22 protein-coding genes are annotated in these 22,561 nt (G+C 37.1%); 13 read left to right on the forward strand and 9 right to left on the reverse strand.

Annotation, left to right across the window (positions count from 1 at the left end):
* Positions 1-263 precede the first annotated feature (263 nt).
* The 8 genes from agaR (at position 264) to agp (ending at position 7,417) form a co-directional block, all read left to right on the forward strand.
* Entirely contained in the window at positions 264-1,034 is a 771-nt protein-coding gene (gene agaR, locus ACGH46_RS03675) for a transcriptional repressor AgaR (RefSeq protein ID WP_363317347.1), read from the forward strand.
* Between the two features lie 48 nt (positions 1,035-1,082).
* On the forward strand, positions 1,083-2,249 hold the full coding sequence (locus tag ACGH46_RS03680; protein ID WP_411604237.1) for an SIS domain-containing protein: 1,167 nt from the start codon (positions 1,083-1,085) through the stop codon (positions 2,247-2,249).
* Between the two features lie 43 nt (positions 2,250-2,292).
* Entirely contained in the window at positions 2,293-2,784 is a 492-nt protein-coding gene (gene agaV / locus ACGH46_RS03685) for a PTS N-acetylgalactosamine transporter subunit IIB (RefSeq protein ID WP_411604240.1), read from the forward strand.
* A 15-nt stretch (positions 2,785-2,799) separates the two neighbouring features.
* Positions 2,800-3,582: a PTS N-acetylgalactosamine transporter subunit IIC gene (gene agaW / locus ACGH46_RS03690; RefSeq protein WP_065558605.1), complete on the forward strand. Its 783-nt coding sequence runs from the start codon at positions 2,800-2,802 to the stop codon at positions 3,580-3,582.
* Entirely contained in the window at positions 3,572-4,468 is an 897-nt protein-coding gene (locus ACGH46_RS03695) for a PTS system mannose/fructose/sorbose family transporter subunit IID (protein ID WP_411589628.1), read from the forward strand. The genes agaW and ACGH46_RS03695 overlap by 11 nt, the downstream gene beginning before the upstream one ends.
* Before the next feature lie 9 nt (positions 4,469-4,477).
* Positions 4,478-4,915, forward strand: a complete 438-nt coding sequence (gene agaF / locus ACGH46_RS03700; protein ID WP_220216362.1) for a PTS galactosamine/N-acetylgalactosamine transporter subunit IIA — start codon at positions 4,478-4,480, stop codon at positions 4,913-4,915.
* Entirely contained in the window at positions 4,905-6,080 is a 1,176-nt protein-coding gene (nagA, locus tag ACGH46_RS03705; protein WP_411604243.1) for an N-acetylglucosamine-6-phosphate deacetylase, read from the forward strand. The genes agaF and nagA overlap by 11 nt, the downstream gene beginning before the upstream one ends.
* Positions 6,081-6,157: 77 nt before the next feature.
* The gene (gene agp / locus ACGH46_RS03710; RefSeq protein ID WP_267379700.1) at positions 6,158-7,417 is read left to right on the forward strand and encodes a bifunctional glucose-1-phosphatase/inositol phosphatase; all 1,260 of its coding nucleotides are present in this window, start codon (positions 6,158-6,160) and stop codon (positions 7,415-7,417) included.
* A gap of 247 nt (positions 7,418-7,664) precedes the next feature.
* Here the strand turns inward: agp and ACGH46_RS03715 are convergent, their stop codons facing one another.
* From ACGH46_RS03715 to gatA, 7 genes are all read right to left on the reverse strand, one after another.
* Positions 7,665-8,519 (reverse strand): tagatose bisphosphate family class II aldolase, encoded by an 855-nt coding sequence (locus ACGH46_RS03715; RefSeq protein WP_411604245.1) that lies wholly within the window; start codon positions 8,517-8,519, stop codon positions 7,665-7,667.
* Between the two features lie 27 nt (positions 8,520-8,546).
* Positions 8,547-9,485: a hexose kinase gene (locus ACGH46_RS03720; RefSeq protein ID WP_411604247.1), complete on the reverse strand. Its 939-nt coding sequence runs from the start codon at positions 9,483-9,485 to the stop codon at positions 8,547-8,549.
* Between the two features lie 171 nt (positions 9,486-9,656).
* Entirely contained in the window at positions 9,657-10,430 is a 774-nt protein-coding gene (locus ACGH46_RS03725; RefSeq protein WP_411604249.1) for a DeoR/GlpR family DNA-binding transcription regulator, read from the reverse strand.
* 92 nt (positions 10,431-10,522) lie between these two features.
* A complete protein-coding gene (locus ACGH46_RS03730) occupies positions 10,523-11,566 on the reverse strand; it encodes an alcohol dehydrogenase catalytic domain-containing protein (protein WP_411604251.1) in 1,044 nt (347 codons plus the stop codon).
* Between the two features lie 122 nt (positions 11,567-11,688).
* Positions 11,689-13,041, reverse strand: a complete 1,353-nt coding sequence (locus ACGH46_RS03735; RefSeq protein ID WP_220216355.1) for a PTS galactitol transporter subunit IIC — start codon at positions 13,039-13,041, stop codon at positions 11,689-11,691.
* Between the two features lie 4 nt (positions 13,042-13,045).
* A complete protein-coding gene (gene gatB, locus ACGH46_RS03740; RefSeq protein WP_220216354.1) occupies positions 13,046-13,330 on the reverse strand; it encodes a PTS galactitol transporter subunit IIB in 285 nt (94 codons plus the stop codon).
* A 20-nt stretch (positions 13,331-13,350) separates the two neighbouring features.
* Positions 13,351-13,800 (reverse strand): PTS galactitol transporter subunit IIA, encoded by a 450-nt coding sequence (gene gatA / locus ACGH46_RS03745; RefSeq protein ID WP_267358887.1) that lies wholly within the window; start codon positions 13,798-13,800, stop codon positions 13,351-13,353.
* 317 nt (positions 13,801-14,117) lie between these two features.
* Between gatA and ACGH46_RS03750 the strand changes: the two genes are divergently transcribed.
* Positions 14,118-14,612, forward strand: coding sequence for a gluconokinase, GntK/IdnK-type (locus ACGH46_RS03750; RefSeq protein WP_411596785.1), 495 nt, complete (start codon positions 14,118-14,120; stop codon positions 14,610-14,612).
* Between the two features lie 94 nt (positions 14,613-14,706).
* On the opposite strand, the gene ACGH46_RS03755 is transcribed toward ACGH46_RS03750, so the two are convergent.
* The gene (locus ACGH46_RS03755; protein ID WP_411604254.1) at positions 14,707-16,428 is read right to left on the reverse strand and encodes a thiamine pyrophosphate-dependent enzyme; all 1,722 of its coding nucleotides are present in this window, start codon (positions 16,426-16,428) and stop codon (positions 14,707-14,709) included.
* 272 nt (positions 16,429-16,700) lie between these two features.
* Between ACGH46_RS03755 and ACGH46_RS03760 the strand changes: the two genes are divergently transcribed.
* Entirely contained in the window at positions 16,701-18,557 is a 1,857-nt protein-coding gene (locus ACGH46_RS03760) for an SLC13 family permease (protein WP_411604389.1), read from the forward strand.
* A 115-nt stretch (positions 18,558-18,672) separates the two neighbouring features.
* On the forward strand, positions 18,673-19,635 hold the full coding sequence (gene fmt / locus ACGH46_RS03765; protein ID WP_267358892.1) for a methionyl-tRNA formyltransferase: 963 nt from the start codon (positions 18,673-18,675) through the stop codon (positions 19,633-19,635).
* Between the two features lie 43 nt (positions 19,636-19,678).
* Here fmt and tehB read toward each other — a convergent pair whose 3' ends face one another.
* Positions 19,679-20,539 carry an SAM-dependent methyltransferase TehB gene (gene tehB / locus ACGH46_RS03770; protein WP_411604257.1) on the reverse strand — a complete coding sequence of 287 codons (861 nt, stop codon included), beginning with the start codon at positions 20,537-20,539 and terminating at the stop codon, positions 19,679-19,681.
* Between the two features lie 194 nt (positions 20,540-20,733).
* Here tehB and fabI point away from each other — a divergent pair, with 194 nt between their 5' ends.
* Together fabI and slyD are read left to right on the forward strand one after the other, a co-directional pair.
* The gene (gene fabI / locus ACGH46_RS03775) at positions 20,734-21,522 is read left to right on the forward strand and encodes an enoyl-ACP reductase FabI (protein ID WP_065558597.1); all 789 of its coding nucleotides are present in this window, start codon (positions 20,734-20,736) and stop codon (positions 21,520-21,522) included.
* A gap of 351 nt (positions 21,523-21,873) precedes the next feature.
* Positions 21,874-22,443: a peptidylprolyl isomerase gene (slyD, locus tag ACGH46_RS03780; protein WP_267350317.1), complete on the forward strand. Its 570-nt coding sequence runs from the start codon at positions 21,874-21,876 to the stop codon at positions 22,441-22,443.
* Positions 22,444-22,561 lie beyond the last annotated feature (118 nt).

The raw sequence follows: 22,561 nt of genomic DNA on the forward strand, positions 1-22,561 counted from the left end.
TACACGTTATTTTTTTGATGATTTAAGTATTTTTCATTATCCATTCAAGTTTGCTAATTAACTGAATAACAATACAATATTATTTTTAAGTTATTATTACTCCCCTTACCCTTTCTTTCACTTCCTTTCAAATGAAAAGGTTTTCACGTTTTTACAACCAAAATCGGTTTTGTGACTCACCTATCATTTTTCGATCCTTTGCATATGTTTAAATTGAATAACAGAATGAAAGCAAAACAAGTAATTATGTTATGAATGATTTAATAATGAATACATTGCAACGTCGAGAAAAAATTATTTATTTACTTGGTAAAGAAAATACCGTTTCAGTCAATAAATTAAGTAAACTTTTTAAAGTTTCAACTGTCACCATTCGTAATGATCTTCGCCATTTAGAACAAAAAGGTTGTGTATTGCGTTCCTATGGCGGTGCTATGCTAAATAAAGCTTTCGCTTTTGATAGACCTTTACAAGATAAAAGTCGTATTAACTCTACCATTAAAAATAAGATTGCCCAAAAAGCGGCAGAAATGGTTAAAGATGGTGATCGCATTATTCTCGATTCAGGGTCAACAACTGCGGCCATGGTGCCTTACCTGCGTGAAAAACAAAATCTCATTGTTTTTACCAATGCAATTAATATTGCCTACGATTTATCAATCAATACTGACATTGAAGTCATCATTGCTGGCGGTAATATTCGAAAAAAAGCCTTTTCTATTTCAGGACCAACCGTAGAACAACAACTTAAAATGTATCATTTTAATAAACTTTTTTTAGGTGTTGATGGCTTCGACCTTAGCGCAGGGATCACAACACCCAATTTTGGCGAAGCATCGGTTAATCGAGTCATGTGTCAAGTTTCAGGTCAAATCATTGCGATAACGGATTCAAGTAAATTTGGACGTAAAAGCTTTTGTATGATTGAAAAAATCAATCCTATTGAAACGCTGATTACAGATTCAAACATTCCAAAAGAATATTTAACGCAATTACACACATTAGGCATTAATGTGGTTATTGCCAATCTATAAACTTTTCTCTTTTTTTATTTTTATGACTTAACGAACAGGATCACAATTATGCAACAATACTTAAATTATTCGAAAGAGTGGTTAGAACAACACGGCGCAATTCATACAGCTAAAGAAATTTGTCAACAACCTAAAATTTGGCGTGATTTGCTTCAATTACTTTCCCAAAGACAACCTCAAATAGAAACCTTTCTAACCCCTTTACTTGCTGATCCGAATTTAGTTATTATCCTTACCGGTGCAGGATCTTCCGCTTTTGGCGGTGTCGCCCTTGCACCATGGCTAAGAGAACAGACTAAACGCAATGTTTATGCTTATGGCACTACTGAAATTGTTGCTGATCCATTACAATATTTATCTGCCCATAAAAAAACATTAATTGTCTCGTTTGCTCGTTCTGGCAACAGCCCTGAAAGCGTAGCAACCGTAAAATTAGCCGATCAAATCGTTTCAGATTGCTATCACCTATTGTTAACCTGTAATCCCAATTGTGCATTAACCGATTATGCTAACCAAAAAAATAATGCTCAGCGTATATTTCAATTAGTCCTGCCAGAAGGAACGCATGATCTTGGGTTTGCGATGACATCGAGTATTAGTAGCATGATATTAGCCACACTGCTGCTTTTAGGCGGTATCGATACTCATGATGCAAATGATGCAGTCATGAAAATTGCCACTATTTGTGAGCAACAACTTTTAAATTGGCAAACCATCACAAAACAATTAGCCCAAAAAAATCATGAACGAGTAATTTATGTTGGTAGTAGTTGCTTCACTGGCACCGCTCAAGAAGCCGCATTAAAAATTTTAGAACTCACTGCCGGTAAAATTGCAACCCGATTTGATTCAATATTAGGTTTACGCCATGGCCCTAAATTTATGATTAATGAAAAAAGTTTAGTGGTATGTTTCTTTTCTAACGATGCTTATATCCACCAATACGATATCGATTTATTTAATGAGTTAAAACACGATCGTATCGCAACAGATGTACTTGCTTTGAGCGGTCAGCAGAGCACGCATAAACAAATATTGTCGGTTGATTGTCATCTTTCCGATTGTTGGTTGATTTTTCCTTACTTAGTTTTTGCTCAAATGTTAGCGTTTGAAAAATCACTGAGTGTTGGATTAACCCCTGACAATCCTTGTCCTACCGGTGAAGTGAATCGAGTTGTAAAAGGTGTGACCATTTATCCGTTTCATCAAATTTAAGTCATCAATCCGAGTAAACCTTTAAATAAAAGGATATAAAAATATGAGTACTCCCAATATTCTTATGACACGTATTGATAACCGCTTAGTTCATGGTCAAGTCGGTGTGACTTGGGTGAATGCGCTTGGCGCTAATCTTTTATTAGTTGCCAATGACAGCGCTGCGCAAGATCCGGTACAACAAAATCTGATGGATATGGTTATTGCAGAAGGAATTCAAACGCGTTATTTCACCTTGCAAAAAACTATCGACATTATTGGCAAAGCCGCTGAACGTCAAAAAATCTTTATTGTTTGTAAAACACCACAAGATGTTCTAACTCTAGTGAAGGGTGGCGTACCCATTAAATTTGTCAATGTTGGTAATATGCACTTTTCTGAAGGGAAAAAACAGATCCATAAAACGGTATCCGTTGATGACGATGATATCGCTGCTTTTAAAGAGCTGGAAAAGTTAGGCGTCACTTGCGAAGTTCGCCGTGTACCGGACGAATCTGGCGAAAAAATAGCAGATTTACTCAATCTATCATCATAGCAAGAGGGGCAAATTATGTTAATGGATGCTTTATTGATAGGACTACTGGCCGGTATTGCTGGGGTAGACTTATTTGACGGACTTACGCATTTACACAGACCAATCGTAATTGGACCGTTAGTTGGGTTGATTTTGGGTGATGTAAAAACAGGTTTATATGTGGGTGGTTCATTAGAACTGGTCTGGATGGGCATGGTTCCACTCGCCGGCGCACAACCTCCAAATGTTGTTATAGGCGGCGTGATTGGTACCAGTTTTGCAATTTTAACACATACTGAACCTAAAGTTGCCATTGGGATAGCGGTTCCCTTTGCCATAGCGGTACAAGGTTGTATTACCCTTTTATTTACATTCTATTCGCCAATGATGCACAAATGTGATCGCTATGTTGATCAGCTCAATTTTAAAGGTATTGAGTGGGTGAACTATCTGGGGATGATAATTCTATTTTGTTTCTATTTCATTGTCGCATTTTTACCTATCTATTTTGGTGCTGATGCAGCAACCGCGTTAGTTGAAAAATCACCTAAATGGTTATTAGATGGGCTTAGTGTCGCGGGCGGAATGATGCCAGCAATTGGTTTTGCAATGCTAATGAAGATTATGATGAAGAAAACGTATGTTGCTTACTTTATCTTAGGTTTTCTGGGGGTGACCTATCTTAATTTACCTATTTTAGCCATTGCGTTAGGTGCTTTAGCCATTGCAATGATTGATTTCTATAATTATAGCCGTGATAACAATGACAGTAACAAGTCTGTAAGCGCAACTTCAGTGGAGGTAGAGGATGGAATTTAATGATGATCATGACCAAAAAATGGCAGATAAAGAAGAAAAACGTATGGCACAAGCACTCGCCACAAGTAAAGTCTCGGCAGATACGTTTACCGACCAAAGCCAAGATGTCACACTATCTAAAGGTGATATAAACCGAATGGCGTTTCGCTCATTGGCGTTGCAAGCATCATTTAATTACGAACGGATGCAAGCTGGCGGTTGGCTTTTTACCGTATTACCTGCATTGCGTAAAATTCATAAAAATAAGGATGATCTAAAAAATTCTATGCACATGCATATGGAATTTATCAATGTTCATCCTTTCGATGCGACCTTTTTATCTGGATTAGTCTTAGCCATGGAAAAAGGAAAAGAAAACATATCGACTATTCGGGCGGTAAAAGTTGCCTTAATGGGGCCATTAGGCGGAATCGGTGATGCGCTATTTTGGCTCACCTTATTACCAATCTGTGCAGGGATTGGCGCCTCATTAGCTTTAGAAGGAAGTCTGTTTGGTCCGATCATTTTCTTGTTAATGTTCAATTTAGTCCATTTCGGTCTACGTTTTGGACTTGCTCATTACGGTTATCATGCAGGAACCAGTGCGTTACCTTTATTAAAATCCCATACTAAGCGTATTTCACACGCAGCCTCCATTGTCGGTATGACCGTTATTGGTGCACTGGTTGCCTCTTACGTGCATTTTTCAACGCCGTTAGAAATTAATGCGGGTCAAGCGCATATTGCGTTACAAGCGGATGTGCTCGATAAACTTATGCCGAATTTGTTACCACTTGGATTTACATTAACTATTTATTACTTGATGAAACGTAACTTTTCACCCGTTAAATTAATTGGGTTAACGGTGATTATTGGTGTAGTCGGCAAATTAGTGGGAATTTTATAGAGGAAATTTATGTTAGGCGTAATATTAACAGGTCATGGTAGCTTTGCTACCGGACTTTTTGAAGCAGCAACACAAATCATTGGTGAACAAACACAATTTAATGCCGTTAATTTTCCTGATGGCATGAGTAGCGAACAATTAGCAGAACAGTTAAATACGGCATTAAAACAGTGTGATCGTGGTCAAGGTGTGATATGTTTGACAGATATTGTTGGTGGTTCGCCTTTTCGACTAGCCGCCATGTTGAGTTATCAATATAATAATATTGAAGTGATAAGTGGGACTAATCTGCCATTATTACTTGAAATATTATTACAGCGAGAGGATCTGGACTTAGCAACAATTCGTCAAGAAACCATTGAAAATGGGCAAAGAGCGATAACGAGCTTATGGCACGAGCACCAAAAAAAATCACCTAAAAATGAGGAGTGTTCTGATGGAATTTAAGCAAATCCACGCCAAACAAGTGTTAACACCGGTTGGCTGGCTTGATAATGTCATTGTCACCATTCAAAACGGAATCATCACGGATATCACACCGAGTGATAAACCGTGTCCTAATCAAATCAAACTATTACCGGCACTGATTGATACGCATATTCATGGTGTCATGGGCGCCGATACCATGGATGCGACCCATGAATCACTCAATACCATGAGCAATTTTTTAGCCCAACATGGGGTAGGTGCTTTTTTGGCAACGACGGTGACAGAAAGCCATGACAAAATCGAAGCCGCACTACGACAAGTTAAAAACAGCATTCAGCAAGGCGTAACAGGCGCAACTTTGTTAGGTTCTTATCTGGAAGGCCCTTTTTTTAATGCTATTCATAAAGGTGCCCACCCAGAAGCATTACTGCAAGCCCCCGATCGCGCTACAATTGAAAAATGGCTAACCTTAGCCGAAGGAACATTAAAGTGTATCGCTTTAGCGCCCGAGTATCCCAATGCTTTAGCCATTATCAAATGGTTACATCATCAAAATATTCGGGTCATGATTGGGCATACCAATGCAGATTATCAAACAACAAAAGCTGCACTTTTAGCAGGCGCAAGTGGCGTAGTGCATTGCTATAATGGCATGTCAGGATTACATCATCGTAACCCAGGTGTAGTGGGTGCAGCTCTCAGCATAGATCACTGCCAAACCGAAATCATTGTTGATGGTCACCATGTACACCCTGCCGCAGTTGCAATTGCCCATAAGTGTTGTGGTGAAAATTTACTTTTAATCACCGATGCTATGCGCGCAACGGGTATGCCTAATGGTGACTATTATTTAGGTCAGTTGCGAGTGCATATGAAAGATAATGTTGTTCGCACCGATGATGGAAACTTGGCAGGTAGCACATTAACTCTTGATTGTGCAGTTAATAATTTGGCAAACTTTACTAATACTTCTTTTGATAAGGCTTGGCTACATGGTAGTTATTACCCAGCCAAAGCATTAGGCATAGACAACACATTGGGTAGCATTGCGCCAGATAAAATCGCTAATTTGGTTGTTCTTAATGAACAAAATCAATTGATTGCAACTTTAGTCAAAGGCAATATCGTTTATCAATCTAATCAATTCAACGAACAATATATCACTCACCCCAAACAAGTTTAATAAATATGGAAAATGCCTGAATAATAACTCATCATTAATAGCAATTGAGTTTTGATTTAAGCAAATTAGGAGATCAGATGAAAAAGATAATATTAAAGGGAATCATAGCATTAACAACTGTTTTATCTTTCAATGTACCAGCTATCGAAACAGTGAACGATTTTACATTAGAACAAGTTGTTGTTTTTAGTCGCCATGGTTTGCGAGCACCATTAGCTAGCCCTAATAGTACGTTGGGTAAAGTCACGCCCAATCAATGGCCGCAATGGGATACGCCTGCGAGTTATTTAACGACTCGTGGTGGAGCATTAGAAAGCTATTTTGGTCACTATTTCAGTGAATGGTTAGTCGATAACAAATTATTAAATCAAGATCGTTGTCCAAACGACCAAGATGTTTATATTTATACCAATAGTTTGCAACGCACAATTGCCACCGGACAGTTTTTTGCAGTTGGTGCTTTTCCGGGTTGTCTTGTGCCGATTATCCATAAAGAAAAGCTTGGTAGCATGGATCCGCTATTTTTTCCTGTCATTGATGATAATAGTTCAGCCTTTAAACAGGCCGCAATCAATTCAATTAACCAAACTGCCGATACCAAAGGCATTGAAGGGCTGAATGAAAAACTGGGTAAAGCGTATCAAGACATGTCGACTATCCTAAATTACCCTAATTCAACCAATTGTATTACACATAAACAGTGTGATTTTGCACATTTACCCACCGAGCTTATTATTGAAAAAGGCAAGGAACCTGGCATAACAGGCGCACTTCGCACGGGAACATCCATTGCTGATGCTTTTATCTTACAATATTATGAAGGATCGCCTTTACATGATATTGCTTGGGGGCAAATAAAGGATAAACAACAATTCGAACAATTAGTTGCGATCAAAGAGCACTACAATAGCGTTTTATTTGGATCGCCCGTTGTGGCAAAACAAGTGTCAGCAAAATTAGTTAATTATATTAATCACGCTTTTTCAGAAAATGAAGTACATCCTAAATTTACGCTGTTAGTGGGACATGATTCCAATGTAGCCTCCCTACTTTCAACAATTAAAATTAAGCATTACACGTTACCAGAGCAGTTTGAAACCACCCCTATTGGTGGGAAAATTGTCTTTCAAAAATGGCGTAATAATCACAATGGCGAAGCACTGATGAAAATTGAATATTTTTATCAATCCACCGACCAGATCCGTGACTTAGTACAATTAAACCGTCAAAACCCACCGCATAAAGTCGTATTAGAAATGGAAAATTGTCCTATTAATGCTAATGGATTTTGTTCATTTTCAACGTTTAAACAAGTGCTGAATCATCTCATCCAATAACATTAATTTTATCGATCGTGTGCTTAAAAAGTCACTTAAGCACACTCTATCAAATCCTAAAACCTAACGATGTATTTTGATGTTAGCCGTGAGTCACTCATTTCATAAAAATAAAATGAGTTCACCATTATAACTATGAAAATCACTTTTTAGTGACAATACATACCCCCCATTAATAACTGACAGTAAGTGACTGCCAGTGTAATAAATTAACGCTCATTTCAAGTTAATTACCCATACTTTTCTATTATAATTTTCCTGCACTTCCACAAATGCGAATTTTTTCTTCCACAATTTTCGCCATAGCTAATTTAGCTGGTTGCATATAATGTCTTGGATCGTTAGCATCAGGGTTATGATTAAAATCTAGCTTTAACGCATCTGAAAAAGCAATTTTTAATTCCGTTGCCACATTCACTTTACAAATGCCTAAGGAAATCGATTTTTTTACCATCACTTCAGGGATACCCGATGCGCCATGTAATACCAGTGGAATATCAACTTTATCGCGTATTTTAGCTAATCGTTCAAAATCAAGTTTAGGTTCACCTTTATAGAGCCCATGAGCTGAACCAATGGCAACAGCCAGCGAATCGATACCTGTGCGCTCGACATACGCTTTGGCGGCATCCGGATCTGTAAATGCACTCTCTTTATCTTCAACAATTAAATCATCTTCTTGCCCACCAAGCCTGCCTAATTCGGCTTCAACACTTGCATTATATTGATGACTAAATTCAACCATTTTTTTCACAATTTCAATATTTTCTTCATAGGGATGATGTGAAGCATCAATCATAATCGAGCGAATACCCGCCTCAATTTTTTCTTTAATATCACTGATGTTTTCGTGGTGATCCAAATGTAACGCAAATGGAAAGCGCAGCATTTGTGCTGCGGTTTTGCAAATATTAATTAAGTAGGGTGTGCCTGCATATTGATAAGTTGACGGTGTTGCTGCGAGTATAACCGGTGATTCCATTTTTTTAGCTGTATCAACCACAACTTGAATGGTTTCCAGATTGTGTATATTAAACGCAGGTACGGCATATTTTTCACGTTGTGCTTTTTTTAACATCTCTTGACTAGAAATAAGATACATAAGTCACTCCTAATTAACCTTATATTTTTAGATAATTTTTGTAATTTTCACTTGTTGATAATAGTGGTCGTAATGACGCATATTCACAAACCCTGTCTGTGATTCCATGGCATTGAGCATTCCCATCGTCATAGCTCGAGCTAACATCACTTCAATCGATTCATTTTCATGCAAGCTGACTGCCAGCCCAGCTAAAGTAATATCTCCTGAACCCACCGGATTAATGACCTTAATTTGGGGAATTGAGGCTTGATAATATTGATGATGGCAACGCGCAAACGCTCCATTTTTCCCTAATGAGATAACAATAATCGGAATGTCACTTAATAACGGATGGTTGAGTGCTTGGATTAATGAATGGGTATCATCCGCATCAATCTTCATCTCAATGATTTGTTGTAATTCTTCTTTATTTGGCTTGATTAAATAAGGTTTGTGTTTTGAAATCAGTGTTGCATAGAGCATTTTGCCTGATGAATCTAACAACACCGGAATTTGACGTTTTTCAGATTGTTCAATCAATTTGACATAAAAATCGATGGGAAAACCTTGAGGCAATGACCCCGATATTGTGATGATTTTGGCTTGCTCAAGCATGGTTTCATAATGGTTCAGAAATTGTTCAACATCATTATTATCCAACTCTGGGCCTGACTCTAAAATTTCGGTTTGATTGCCTTCATGCAAAATAGCAATGCAGTTTCTTGACTCCTGTTTAGTTGTATAAAAGCAATAAGCAATGTTATCTTTATCTAACTGCTTTTTAATGTATTCACCAGTTGTTCCACCAATAATGCCAGAGGCTAAAACAGGTATACCAGAAAATTTTATACCTCGGGTCACGTTAAGCCCTTTACCACCAGCTGTCTTTTTTACATTCGATACCCGATTAATATCATCAATAATTAATTTATTTAAGGGGTATGCGATATCCACTGAAGGATTCATTGTAATCGTTAATATCATATTCTCACCTACATGTTAATGCTTTGTGAGAAATAACCATTGAGCAACCGTAATCTTTAAACTAACACCTATTTTCAACTGGTTAAAAAGACTTAAACCGTATTGATGAAAATAACGTTTTTCGCTCCACTCAATTGTCTTAAAAAAGTACACCATGACCAGAAAAATATCTTAAACCGCTATTAAATTGATGCCTTGCTGCTCAAATTCTTGTCGACACCTATCATTAATACCCGAATCCGTAATGATAGTGTCTAATTTATTGAGCGGTAACACGATGTTGATTCCATTGCGTCCAAATTTAGATGAATCTAAAACTGCGACGACTTTTTTAGCGGCATTTGCCATAATACTACTAATGGTGTAACCTTCATTAAACGTTGTTATTCCTCGTTTTGCATCGATTCCATCTGCGCCGACAAATAAAATATCAGCAGAGATACCGTCTAACGATTGCTCAGCAATTTTTCCATGAAAAGAGCGAGTCTTGTGTCTGAGTGTTCCACCACATATAAATAACATAATGTCACTATTGTCGGAGAGAATAAAAGCAGAGGTAAGACTATTGGTAATGACAGTGATATGCTTTAATTTAACCAGTTCTTCAGCTATCAACATCGTGGTGCTACCACTATCTAAAATAATAATATCGCCTTCTTTAACATGTTTAACTGCTTCAATTGCAATGCGTTTTTTAGCTTCAATAAATCGCTGATAACGTTCTTCTAATTGCAATTCTTTAAATGATTTGATGTCATCATTGTCAATAATTTTAGTTGCACCACCATGAAATCGGCTTAGCACGCCTTGTTTTTCTAATAATCTAAGGTCTGTTCTAATGGTCACTTCAGAAACACCATACTGTTCTGACAGATCACTGACCAATACCGTACCTTTCATATTAAGAATATCTATAATTTGTTGGCGTCTTTCACTTGCGTTCATAATATTTCCTTTTTCGAAATCTTTTCAGCAGTGTATAACAAACAAAATCAAAAGATAAGTTTTCATTTTCAATGATTGACGTGAATCAATAGTTAATTGCAGTTGAGCAATATTTTTCCATTCATGGCTCGCCCATTTAAACTGGTAACTTGCTCAATAAACGAATCAAAATCACCGATACCGGCAACCAGTTCATCCAGTTTTATTTTTCCTTCTAAAAAAAATTGGCTTACCAGTTGCCACTCTTTGCCTGGCCATGGCGCAGAATAATTCATCCAACTACCTAAAATTTGTAGTTCTTTTCGTAGAATTAAACTAAATATTTTTTCTGAAAGCGTCAGATCATTATGTAAAGTGCCAACCAAACCAATTTGAGCTCGTGGGCCAGCAATCTCAATGGCGAGTTTAACGGTAATCGGTGATCCAGCCGTTTCTAATACCAACTGATCAAACCGATTGATTGATAATGCTTGATAAATTTCATCTGCTGTAAGGTCTTTTGAGTTATAGACCTGATCTGCGCCTAAGCGTTTAGCTAGCAGAAGGCGATCGTCATTAATATCAAGAACAGTTACCGTGTTGGCACCCATTGCTTTTGCGCATTGCATAGCAAGCAATCCAATTGTACCGCCGCCTACAATGACCACGTTTTTATCTTGGCAACCACCAGCTAATAAAATGGCATGCATTCCCACTGTCATTGGTTCGAAAAAAGCCCCTTGAAGTGGTGTAACGCCTTTTGGCAATTTAAAGGCATTTTTTTTATTTAATAAAATATACTCAGCAAACCCCCCCGTTATTCTTGAGCCAACAAAGGTATAGTGCTTACAAAGTGAGTAGTAATGTTTTTTACACTCATCACAAGCAAAGCATGGCAATAAAGGGGCACATGAGATTAAATCACCTATTTCAAATTCGGTCACACCGCTACCTAATTCTGTCACAACACCACTAAATTCATGCCCCAGTGTAATAGGGTAAAAATGTGCGCCATGATGAAATATTCGAGGTATATCCGAGCCGCACAATCCCGAATAAGCGACTTTAACTAAAATCTGATCCGGTGAGATTATTTTGGGTACTGGAATATCCTTTATAGATAACGTACCTCCTTCATTGACTAGAATGACTTTCATTTTATGTTCCTTTTTAAATAATCAATTTTGTTAATGCATGCTTTCACTGACATTTCAGTGAAAGCATAAGAATCAACTTCATTTCAATAACTTATTGCTTAGTGTTTATCGCCTCTATTTACTTAATTTTGCCCAGTTGCACCTTGATATTTCCGAGCTCGTTTCCATGTTAAAAATAAGCAGAAAAGATAGAAAATCCCAATAGCGATAAATCCAATAGGTTGTTTCAAATTGACTAGTTGAACCATGATATAAGTAATAGGCGATCCACCTTGATCCATAGCACCGACTGAAATACCGGTATCGGAATTGATCGTACCTGCATTGAGGGCTAATTGGGTCGTAAGTGGAATCATTTGTGTAGCAATCCATAGTGTGATAGCAATGATGATGGAACCAGAAAGAATAATTCTAAATAAATTACCTTGGTGAATCGCTACCCCCATCGCAATGAAGAAGCCAATCGTTGCTAAATCCCCAAAGGGTAAGACCTCATTACCCGGTAATATAATGGCGATAAAAATACTTAAAGGAATAAAAATTAAACTTGCCGAAACAACGGTTGAATGTCCTAATAGTAGAGCAGGATCTAAACCGATAAGAAAATCTTGTCCACCAAATTTAGATTGTAAATGTTTACGTGCCTGTTTAGATATTGGTGTTAAGCCATCCATAATCGGTTTAATTACGCGTGGCATCAATAACATTACTGCGGCTGTTTGAATAGCAAGTTGTAATGTCTCTTTAACGCCATATCCGGCTAATATTCCTAACAAGATCCCCATAAATAATCCAACAGTGACCGGTTCGCCAAACGCGCCAAATCTTTTTTGCATGTCAACGGCGTTAAAGTTAATCTTATTAATAACAGGTATTTTCTCAATCACCGCATCAACAAATACCGCAATTGGTCCACAATAAGCAGATGTGCCATGCGGAACAGCAATGCCTTCAAGTTCAAAAAACTCTTTAGTATCTTTGGCAAACCAATCCCCTAGCTTATAAGCAATAATGGCATGGACAATCACACCTGCGATACCTAACCAGTAGGATCCAGATGCGATATAAACCAGTGCACCAGTAAAGGTCATATGCCAAATATTCCAAATATCAACATTAACAACTCGAGTGAGTTTAGAAACCAACATCACAATATTGACGGCTATAGCAATGGGAATTGCAACTAAAGCAATTTGTGATGCCCATGTCATCGGCGCAGCGCCGGGCCAACCAACATCAATAACATTCAAACTGATATCAAATCTTTCTGCCATGGCTTTTGCTGCTGGTCCAACTGAACTTGTGAGCAACCCCACAACCAAACCGATTCCAACAAAACCGATGCCTATATGAATACCAGCTTTTAAGGCATCACCCACTTTCATTCTTAACACTAATGAAAAGAGAATAATCACAATCGGCAACATGACTGAAGGGCCAAGATCCAAAATGTACTGCATAATTTCGGTAAACATATACTTATCCTTTTAGAATCGACAATATTTTATCTTTTAGCTGATCAATCCCTACCCCCGAAACAAAAGGCATACCGTGTACAATCGGGATATCACCAAAAGTTTGATCCATTCTGGCTGTAGTACAGATCAAATCGACATCATCAATAAAAGTATTAATTTCATTAATACGACACTGAACAAGATCTAACTTAATATTATTTTCTTTGCAGAGTTCTTTTATCTCTTCTGCAGCCAAAGTTGATGTTGCAACTGCACCACCACACGCAACAATAATCTTTTTTTTCATAATGCCTCCTAAACAACTTTCTAATTAAATATCACGTTATTAAATCGTTCAGCTATCTGATCTTGCTGTGCGTTTAATAAGAAGTGATAGAACTCTTTATCTTGTAAATTTGAAAATAATGCTTTTAAAAGCGTGAGTTGATCTTCTGGTGAAGTCACGACCAGTGAAATGATTAATGAAACCTCTACAATACTGTCTTCATCTGCTCGATTAAACGCAACAGGTGATAGTGTTCGAACAATAAAGATAGCCGGCGATATAGCATGCTCTGCTTCACAATGAGGAATGGCAACCGCATAACCATCAAGCGCAATACCCGTTGGAAATGTTTTTTCCCTTTCTATCAATGCTTCTAAATGACTTTTTTTGACAATCCCTTTTTGTTGTAGTTGCTCACTAATATAAGTAAGCGCTTCTTGTTCATTGTTAAATCGAAGATCATCTTCGATAAAGAGCTGACATTTGTTCATCTTTGATCACCCTTATTGCCTTTCTTCATTTTTTTAATAATACTTTCGAAATCAAAAGTTATAATGAAAGATTATTTTCTTTCGAAATTAAAAGCAAATGACAATTATTATTTTTGTGATCGAAATCTATTTTTTAAGTAAAATTTGAAATTGATTGTGATAAATTTATGATTGGGCATAATATAGTTCATGATCTTCATCACAAAAGCGCGTTCTCGATATTGAAAATATCATTAAAATACTCAGAATATTATTGATAAAAAACGGAAAGGTAAGAGGTCTTTGTGTCACAAAAAACTCAACAGGTATTTGTATTAATGGGGGTATCAGGAAGCGGTAAATCAGCTGTTGCCAAACATGTGGCTTATGATCTTGATGCCGCTTTTTTAGATGGTGATTTTTTACATCCTAAAGCCAATATTTTAAAAATGCGCAGTGGTATGCCTCTAGATGATGAAGATAGAATGCCGTGGCTTCGTTTAATTAGTGATGCAGTATTTGCCATGAGCAATGTTAATCCTATTTCAATTATTATCTGCTCAGCGTTAAAAAAACAATACCGAGATATTATTCGAGGCGAAAATAAAAATATTCATTTTATTTATTTAAAAGGTGGGTTTGAGGTCATTGAAAACCGTTTAGCTGAACGTCAAGGTCATTATCAAAAAACGGGAATGTTACAATCCCAATTTGATACTTTAGAAGAACCATCACAAGATGAAAACGATGTTTATACCGTTAATATCGAACAACCTTTAGCCGATGTAGTCAATGATACCGAATGTATCATACAGAAAATCTGTAACAGCTAAACAATCACTCAAAGCAATGATTGTTAATCAGTTGGTAATGTATCATCAACTATTCTGCCGATGGTATCGGCAGAATAATCGAGATAATTTAACATTATTTTTTAATAAAATTATCCACTAATAAATTTACAACATCCCCCATTTTGCCACTCAATGATGCTTTGACGCTATATAGCGCCATTCCCATCACTTGAGACGCTTGAATTTCCGGTGGCATAACCAGCTCATTAGCACTTGTTTTGACATCTAATAAGGCAGGTCCAGAATGTGCTAAAAATGATTGCATCGCTGCTTCAAGTAAATCTGAATCTTCTACTCTGATCGAAAACAGTCCCATTGCACTAGCCACTTTAGCAAAGTCAGGATTGTGTAAATCGGTGTAATGATCCACAATTCCTTCTACTTTTTGCTCTAATTCGACAAAGTTGAGAGAGCTGTTATTTAATACAATAATTTTTATCGGTAACTGTTCTTGAATAGTCGTCAGTAAGTCCCCTAATAGCATACTAATGCCACCATCACCCGATAGCGTTATCACTTGTCGGTTAGGAAATGCTTTTTGTACGCCTAAAGCTTGTGGCATAGCATTAGCCATGGTGCCATGTTTTAAACTGATGACCGTGCGTCTTTTTCCATTAGTATTAAAGTGTCGACAAGCCCAAACCATTGCTGAACCCACATCAGCACATAGAACAGCATCATCATTAGCATATTTATCAACTAATTCCGTTAAATATTGCGGATGAATCGTTGATTTTGAAGGCATGGCTTTTTTGTTCAATTTATCCATTGCTTTCATATATAATTGGCGGCATTTTTCTAAAAATGCAGCATCTTGTTTTTCTTCAACTAAAGGGATTAAAGCCGCCAAAGTAGGTTGACTACTTCCGACAACACCTACACTCACTGGATGACGTCGACCAAGGTGAGTTGCATCGATATCAACTTGAATAATGGTGGCATCATTTGGGTAAAATTGAGACCATGCAAAATCAGCGCCCAACATTAGCAGCACATCACACTCTTTAATGGCGGTTAATCCTGATTCAACGCCAAACATGCCCGTCATACCGACATTGTAAGGGTTATTGTATTCGACAAAATCCTTACCTCTTGATGTATGCACAATGGGCGATTTCAATTTTTCGGCAAGTGCTATTAATTCATCATGAGCGCCATTTGCACCTTGTCCGGCAAAAATAGCCACTTTTTGATTTTTATTTAAGATTTCTGCAATTTGGGTAAGCTCTGTATCTGATGGGCGAATGATCGGATTAGGATGATAAATTTTATGCCCACTTTTATCTTCCACTTTTTCTAAACTAATATTATAAGGAATAACCAGAACAGCAACGCCACGTTGATTTATTGCGGCTTGAACGGCAGCCGTCGTAATCTGTCTTGCTTGAGTAGGATCGTTAATTTGACGACAAAAGACAGAACAATTTTTATAAACAGACTCAAAATCAACTTCTTGCGGAAAATCTGTTCCCTGTTGTGAGGTAACCAGTTGACTGGCTAAGAGAATAACAGGTGCTTTATTGCGCTGAGCTTCATAAATACCATTGATAAAATGTAAGCTTCCCGGCCCACAAGAACCTGCACATGCAGTTAGCTGATTAGTCAGATAAGCCTCGGCTCCTGCTGCAAAAGCTCCAACTTCTTCGTGTCGAACATGCACCCACTCAATGTCACTTTTTTTAATGGCACTGGTAATATAATTGAGTGTATCACCCACAATACCATAACAGTGTTTAACACCAGCTTCCTCTAAGACTTCGATAATAATTTGTGCAACTGATTTTTTTAATGACATACTGTCTCCTAGACACAATTAACAGATTAAATAATCTAAGTTAACTAAATTACACCTAAGTTTTAATAAAGCGAATAGGTTATGAAAAAAAAAGCAAAAAATGTTAAAAATGTAATGTTCGTTAATTTTTTTGAGAATAAACTTTTTTGGAAAATATTCCCTATTACAATAAATCAAGGTATTATGGTTAAAATCCAATCGTTCTCATAGAGTGACTTTTTGTGGAAAATTTGTCATCCGGGCAAAATTTATTAACCTCTTTAACTGCATTTTTGCCTCATTACTTTATCGAATATTATCCACTTATTACTGTTTGTTTATTGCTATTGATTGCAATTTTAATGTTTTCATTCAGCAAATTAAGAATGGATATTATTGCATTGCTAACCATTACAGCTATTTCAGTCACGGGTATTTTAACGCCTGCTGAAGCGTTTTCGGGGTTTAGCGATCCTAATATCATTTTAATTGCATTATTGTTTATCATTGGTGAAAGTTTAGTCCGTACTGGCATTTCGTTCAAAATGAGCGAATATATTCTTAAGGTATCCGGAAAAAATGATGTTCGAATTATTACCTGTATTATGCTCGGTGTGGCGTTACTGGGTTCAATAATGAGTTCCACAGGCGTTGTCGCTATCTTTATTCCTGTTGCCATCAGTATTGCCAATCATACGGGTATTCATGTTAAAAAATTAATGATGCCACTGTGTATTGCCGCTTTAATTAGTGGCATGATGACATTGGTTGCAACCGCACCTAATCTGGTGGTTAATAGTGAGTTAAATCGAGCAAATTTAACCGAATTCGGTTTTTTCTCTATCACCCCTATTGGGTTAGGCGTGCTTGTTGTTGGCGTCATTTATTGTATATTAACACGCAATTGGTTATTAACAGCTCAACAAGTTTCTCCGACAAATACCCAGCCACAAAGAAGAAAAATCACAGATTTAATCAGAGACTATAAATTAATTGGTCGGGCACATCGTGCACAAATATTACCAGGCTCGCCTTTTGTTGGTCGTACGATTGATGGTCTACATTTACGAAGTGAACACGGTGTCAATGTTATTGGTATTGAACGTTGGCGAAAATTTCAAAAAGTATTAATCCCCGTAAATGGGGCAACAGAATTTCGGGAAAACGATATTTTATTATTAGATATGTCCCACTCCGAAGCCGATTATCGAACATTTTTATCGACCAATAATCTTGAACCTAAAGTTTTACGAGGTGAATATTTTTCGGAACAAGTGAAAGAAGTTGGCATGGCAGAAGTGGCGCTATTACCTGAATCGTCACTTTGTGGCAAAACACTCAATGAAATCGATTTTAGAGAAAAATACTTTTTAACCGTAATTGGAATTTGGCGTAATCATGCCCCTGTTGATACCAATAACTTATTCCAAGAACGTTTAGAAATGAGTGATACTTTACTGGTATGTGGGGATTGGGGATCGATTCAAAAATTACAAACTCGTACCAATGATTTTGTTGTTTTAGATTATCCGTCGGATATTGATGATGTTGCACCTGCAAGTTCTCAAGCATTTGCAGCATTAATTAATTTGACCATTATGATTATATTGATGGTAACGGGGCTTGTTCCTAATGTCGTAGCTGCCCTAATAGCTTGTCTTTTAATGGGAGCAACACGCTGCATCGACATGAATAGTGCTTATAAATCGATACACTGGCCAACACTCATTTTGATCATCGGTATGATGCCGTTTGCTTTAGCACTGAATAAAACCGGCGGCATTTCGCTCATATCGGCATGGTTAGAAATTCATTTACGTTCTTTCAGTCCGTATATGGTGCTGACCTTCATTTTCTTATTATGTTCAACTGTTGGTCTCTTTATTTCTAATACGGCTACAGCAATACTCATTGCCCCTCTTGCAATTGATCTGGCAATAAAATTTGGTTATTCACCTTATCCGTTTGCAATGACTGTGGCTATAGCGACCTCTGCTTCCTTTATCACGCCGGTCTCTTCGCCGGTAAAAACCATGGTCGTTGCGCCAGGTGGTTACAGCTTTAGTGACTTTGTAAAAGTCGGTGTACCTTTAACCTTTCTCGTTATGGCGGTGAATATTGCATTAGTACCTATATTTTTTCCTTTTTAATTATTAATTCATCATCAGTTTGATAAAACCAACATATCGATTCTTTTTGATTAAAGATTCTTAATGAAAATTAAGTTATAATTATCCGAGTTTTTTGATGATGGATTATAGACATATGCCACAAACAGCCAAGCCATTAAATATTATTTTTGCTGGTACTCCTGACTTTGCCGCAACCCATTTAAAAGCATTAATTGATGCTAAACATAATGTCATTGCGGTTTTTACTCAGCCCGATCGCCCTGCCGGACGTGGTAATAAATTAACCGCAAGTCCGGTTAAACAATTAGCAATTGAAAATCATCTTCCTGTTTATCAACCGGCAACACTCAAAACGGAAGAAAATCAAAAAATCATTGCGGAGCTAAATGCCGACATTATGATTGTGGTGGCATATGGTCTTATTTTACCGCAAGCTGTGCTTGATATGCCTAAACTAGGTTGTTTAAATGTGCATGGTTCATTATTACCAAGATGGCGAGGCGCAGCTCCTATTCAACGCGCTTGTTGGGCTGGAGATACTTTAACCGGTATCACAATTATGCAAATGGATGCTGGGCTTGATACGGGTGATATGTTATATAAACTCACCTGTCCAATTGAACCTTCTGATACAAGTACAACGTTATATAACAAACTGGCGCAATTAGGTCCACAAGGACTACTTGATACTTTAACACTCATTGCTGAAGGGAAAATCCAACCTGAAAAACAGGATCCATCACAGGTCACTTACGCTGAAAAATTATCTAAACAAGAAGCTAAACTTGATTGGAATTTATCGGCACAGCAACTTGAACGTTGTGTTCGCGCCTTTAATCCTTGGCCTGTTAGTTATTTTGAAGTTAATGGCGAACCAGTGAAAGTATGGCAAGCAGAAGTGGTATCCACTCACCACAATCAACCAGTCGGTACTATTTTACAAGCAGACAAAAAAGGGATATGCATTGCAACAAGCGATGGTGCATTAAATATGACACTGCTACAACCTGCCGGAAAAAAACCGATGTCAGCTCAAGATTTATTAAACTCTCGCAAAGCTTGGTTCGTTGTTGGTGAAAAACTAAGTACCAACTAATTAATCAATGTAAAAAATTACAGGATGAATCATCCTGTAATGATTATCTTTTTTTAGCCAGCAAAGTCGCAAATCTCAATTTAATTCGATTACCATGACTATCGGTTTTATGTAATTCTCCAACATTTTCGTTATATTTCAGTATTTCCCAATCCTGATAATATTCCCGCAATTCATTTTCTTTAAACGTAAATGAAAAACCCACAGAACAAGGATAATCAGAAGTAGACATAGCGCTTACAATAAGATTATAACCACCCGATTTAGTCAATTTTTGCATATTATCAATAATTTTAGGGATTTTTTCAGGTTGTAAAAACATCATGACAACCGTTGAAAGAACAAAATCATACTCACCCTCTAAATTTGCTTGATTGATATCATATACTTTTGCATTAATGTGCTTTAGGTTTTCATCATTGATGATTTGATTTAAATTACCAATACTTAATTCGGATTTATCAACTGCATTCACATCAAAACCAAGTAGCTGTAAATAGAGCGAATTGCGTCCCGAACCACAGCCTAAATCCAATACCTTTCCTAACGGGATAATTTTGCTTGCCGCTAGCACTTCAGAATGTGTTTTGGTCATTTGATACTTTTTAAAAGTATAGTCTTCTGGTAAACAGTAAAATGATAGTTGGCATTGTAAATTTTCAGATACCTGAGCGATACGATGCCATTGCTGAGGCAAAATAAAGGGTGGCTGGTGAGAAACATCATAATGATGTTGCGATATGATTTCCCCTTGTTCAGATAATATCTCAAAATCGATACTGCCCACTAGGATATTGAGCTTAGCCCAAGTGCCAACTTGCGTATTATGTTTTTCACAAAATGATTGAGGTAATGATTTAGCATTCCAAACAGGTAATGTTTTATAACAAATTAGGTTTTTCAAAATTTTATCACGAGTTAACTAAATTAATAGTTGACTATTATAGTCAATTATTGATGAGATAAACAACGTTTTGTTGGTAACTCAGCAACCAAAACAAAATCATTAAAAGTAAATTTATAGTAGCGAAGTTGACTTTATCAACATATAATCTTCATCATCCTAGACTGTATAGTAAAATAATAGAGGAAAACTTTATGGGATTTTTAACAGGTAAACGCATACTCGTTACCGGTGTTGCAAGTAATCGTTCTATTGCTTATGGTATTGCACAAGCAATGCATCGTGAGGGTGCAGAATTAGCATTCACTTATCAAAGTGATAAATTAAAAGCACGCGTTGAAGAATTTGCGGCTGACTTTGGTTCTAAAATCGTGTTACCTTGTGATGTTGCTCACGATGATAGTATTACTAACCTATTTACAGAACTGGCAAAAACATGGGATAAATTTGACGGTTTTGTCCATGCTATTGCTTTTGCGCCTGGCGATCAATTAGATGGTGACTATGTTAATGCCGTCACGCGTGAAGGTTTTGCTATCGCTCACGACATTAGTTCTTATAGCTTTGTTGCAATGGCTAAAGCATGTCGTTCGATGTTGAATCCAAATTCAGCGTTAGTGACCCTTTCTTATCTAGGTGCTGAACGAGCGATCCCTAACTATAATGTAATGGGTCTTGCTAAAGCATCTTTAGAAGCAAACGTACGTTATATGGCAAATGCTATGGGTCCAGAAGGAATTCGTGTGAATGCTATCTCTGCAGGTCCAATTCGTACTCTTGCTGCATCAGGCATTAAAGATTTCAAAAAAATGCTATCACATTGTGAATCGGTTACGCCAATTCGTCGTACAGTTACAATTGAAGACGTGGGTAATTCTGCGGCATTTTTATGTTCAAACTTAGCATCGGGTATTACGGGTGAAGTTGTGCATGTTGACGGTGGATTTAGCATTGCTGCAATGAACGAGTTAGAACTTAAATAATGGGTATTATTTAAAAAATAAAAAAAGGGCATCAATATTGATGCCTTTTTTATTCGTCTATTTTCTAATTTTTTAGGATTAAAAAGGGCAGTCCATACATTCATTTGATTTCATCCTTTAATTTTTGAATCTATTCAGATATATCGTAAGTTCCACACCTTTCTTGTAAGAATTCTTTATCGACTGTTTTTATCGTGTTAACACTAACACGATGTTAATCATTATTCATTTCATGATCTTTTATCATTTCATTGGTCAGTTTTAGTCAAAAATAAAAATTATGAATACTTATCCTTCATTTTCCGTTAAAATCTTAAGATGTTTGCTCAATACAAGTTTGTTGGAGAAAAAATGAAAATAGCAAAAAATACAGTAGTCAGTTTGGCATACCAAGTTCGCACTAAAGACGGGGTTTTGGTTGACGAAGCAACAACTGTTGCACCTCTAGAATATTTACAAGGTGCGGGTAATTTATTACAAGAGCTTGAAAATGCACTAGAAGGCCATCAAGTTGGTGATAAATTTGATGTTGAACTTATCAATGCTTACGGTGATTTTAATGATGCACTGGTGCAAAATGTGCCACGTGATGTATTTGTCGGGGTTGATGAACTTGAAGTTGGCATGCGCTTTTTTGCAGATACCGACCATGGCGCTTTACCCGTTGAAATTACCGCAATTGATGGGGATACTGTGACAATTGACGGAAATCACATGTTAGCGGGACAAGATTTAAAATTTAATGTTGAAGTATTAGCTATTCGTGAAGCAACAGAAGAAGAAATTGCGCATGGACATATCCATAGTGAACATGGTCACGAACATGGGCATGGTGGTTGTGGCTGTGGCGGACACGATCATGAAGATGAAGAAGATAGTGGTTGTTGTGGTGGCGGTCATGGAAGCTGCGGTTGCCATTAAGTCATCATATTAATTTACAAAAAAGCGCTTGATAGCGCTTTTTTGTCATCATGTGAAATATTATTCATTTTTTTGAGAAACAGTTCACAGTTTTCTCAATTTTCAATTCTTTTAAGCC

Source organism: Gilliamella sp. CG22 (assembly GCF_046635725.1).
GTDB lineage: Bacteria > Pseudomonadota > Gammaproteobacteria > Enterobacterales > Orbaceae > Gilliamella > Gilliamella apicola_I.

Excerpts from the sequence above, each read along its gene's own strand:
- ACGH46_RS03680 (WP_411604237.1), top strand. The coding sequence starts at position 1,083 with ATGCAACAATACTTAAATTATTCGAAAGAGTGGTTAGAACAACACGGC.
- agaV (WP_411604240.1), top strand. The coding sequence starts at position 2,293 with ATGAGTACTCCCAATATTCTTATGACACGTATTGATAACCGCTTAGTT.
- agaW (WP_065558605.1), top strand. The coding sequence starts at position 2,800 with ATGTTAATGGATGCTTTATTGATAGGACTACTGGCCGGTATTGCTGGG.
- ACGH46_RS03695 (WP_411589628.1), top strand. The coding sequence starts at position 3,572 with ATGGAATTTAATGATGATCATGACCAAAAAATGGCAGATAAAGAAGAA.
- agaF (WP_220216362.1), top strand. The coding sequence starts at position 4,478 with ATGTTAGGCGTAATATTAACAGGTCATGGTAGCTTTGCTACCGGACTT.
- nagA (WP_411604243.1), top strand. The coding sequence starts at position 4,905 with ATGGAATTTAAGCAAATCCACGCCAAACAAGTGTTAACACCGGTTGGC.
- agp (WP_267379700.1), top strand. The coding sequence starts at position 6,158 with ATGAAAAAGATAATATTAAAGGGAATCATAGCATTAACAACTGTTTTA.
- ACGH46_RS03715 (WP_411604245.1), bottom strand. The coding sequence starts at position 8,519 with ATGTATCTTATTTCTAGTCAAGAGATGTTAAAAAAAGCACAACGTGAA.
- ACGH46_RS03720 (WP_411604247.1), bottom strand. The coding sequence starts at position 9,485 with ATGATATTAACGATTACAATGAATCCTTCAGTGGATATCGCATACCCC.
- ACGH46_RS03725 (WP_411604249.1), bottom strand. The coding sequence starts at position 10,430 with ATGAACGCAAGTGAAAGACGCCAACAAATTATAGATATTCTTAATATG.
- ACGH46_RS03730 (WP_411604251.1), bottom strand. The coding sequence starts at position 11,566 with ATGAAAGTCATTCTAGTCAATGAAGGAGGTACGTTATCTATAAAGGAT.
- ACGH46_RS03735 (WP_220216355.1), bottom strand. The coding sequence starts at position 13,041 with ATGTTTACCGAAATTATGCAGTACATTTTGGATCTTGGCCCTTCAGTC.
- gatB (WP_220216354.1), bottom strand. The coding sequence starts at position 13,330 with ATGAAAAAAAAGATTATTGTTGCGTGTGGTGGTGCAGTTGCAACATCA.
- gatA (WP_267358887.1), bottom strand. The coding sequence starts at position 13,800 with ATGAACAAATGTCAGCTCTTTATCGAAGATGATCTTCGATTTAACAAT.
- ACGH46_RS03750 (WP_411596785.1), top strand. The coding sequence starts at position 14,118 with ATGGGGGTATCAGGAAGCGGTAAATCAGCTGTTGCCAAACATGTGGCT.
- ACGH46_RS03755 (WP_411604254.1), bottom strand. The coding sequence starts at position 16,428 with ATGTCATTAAAAAAATCAGTTGCACAAATTATTATCGAAGTCTTAGAG.
- fmt (WP_267358892.1), top strand. The coding sequence starts at position 18,673 with ATGCCACAAACAGCCAAGCCATTAAATATTATTTTTGCTGGTACTCCT.
- fabI (WP_065558597.1), top strand. The coding sequence starts at position 20,734 with ATGGGATTTTTAACAGGTAAACGCATACTCGTTACCGGTGTTGCAAGT.
- slyD (WP_267350317.1), top strand. The coding sequence starts at position 21,874 with ATGAAAATAGCAAAAAATACAGTAGTCAGTTTGGCATACCAAGTTCGC.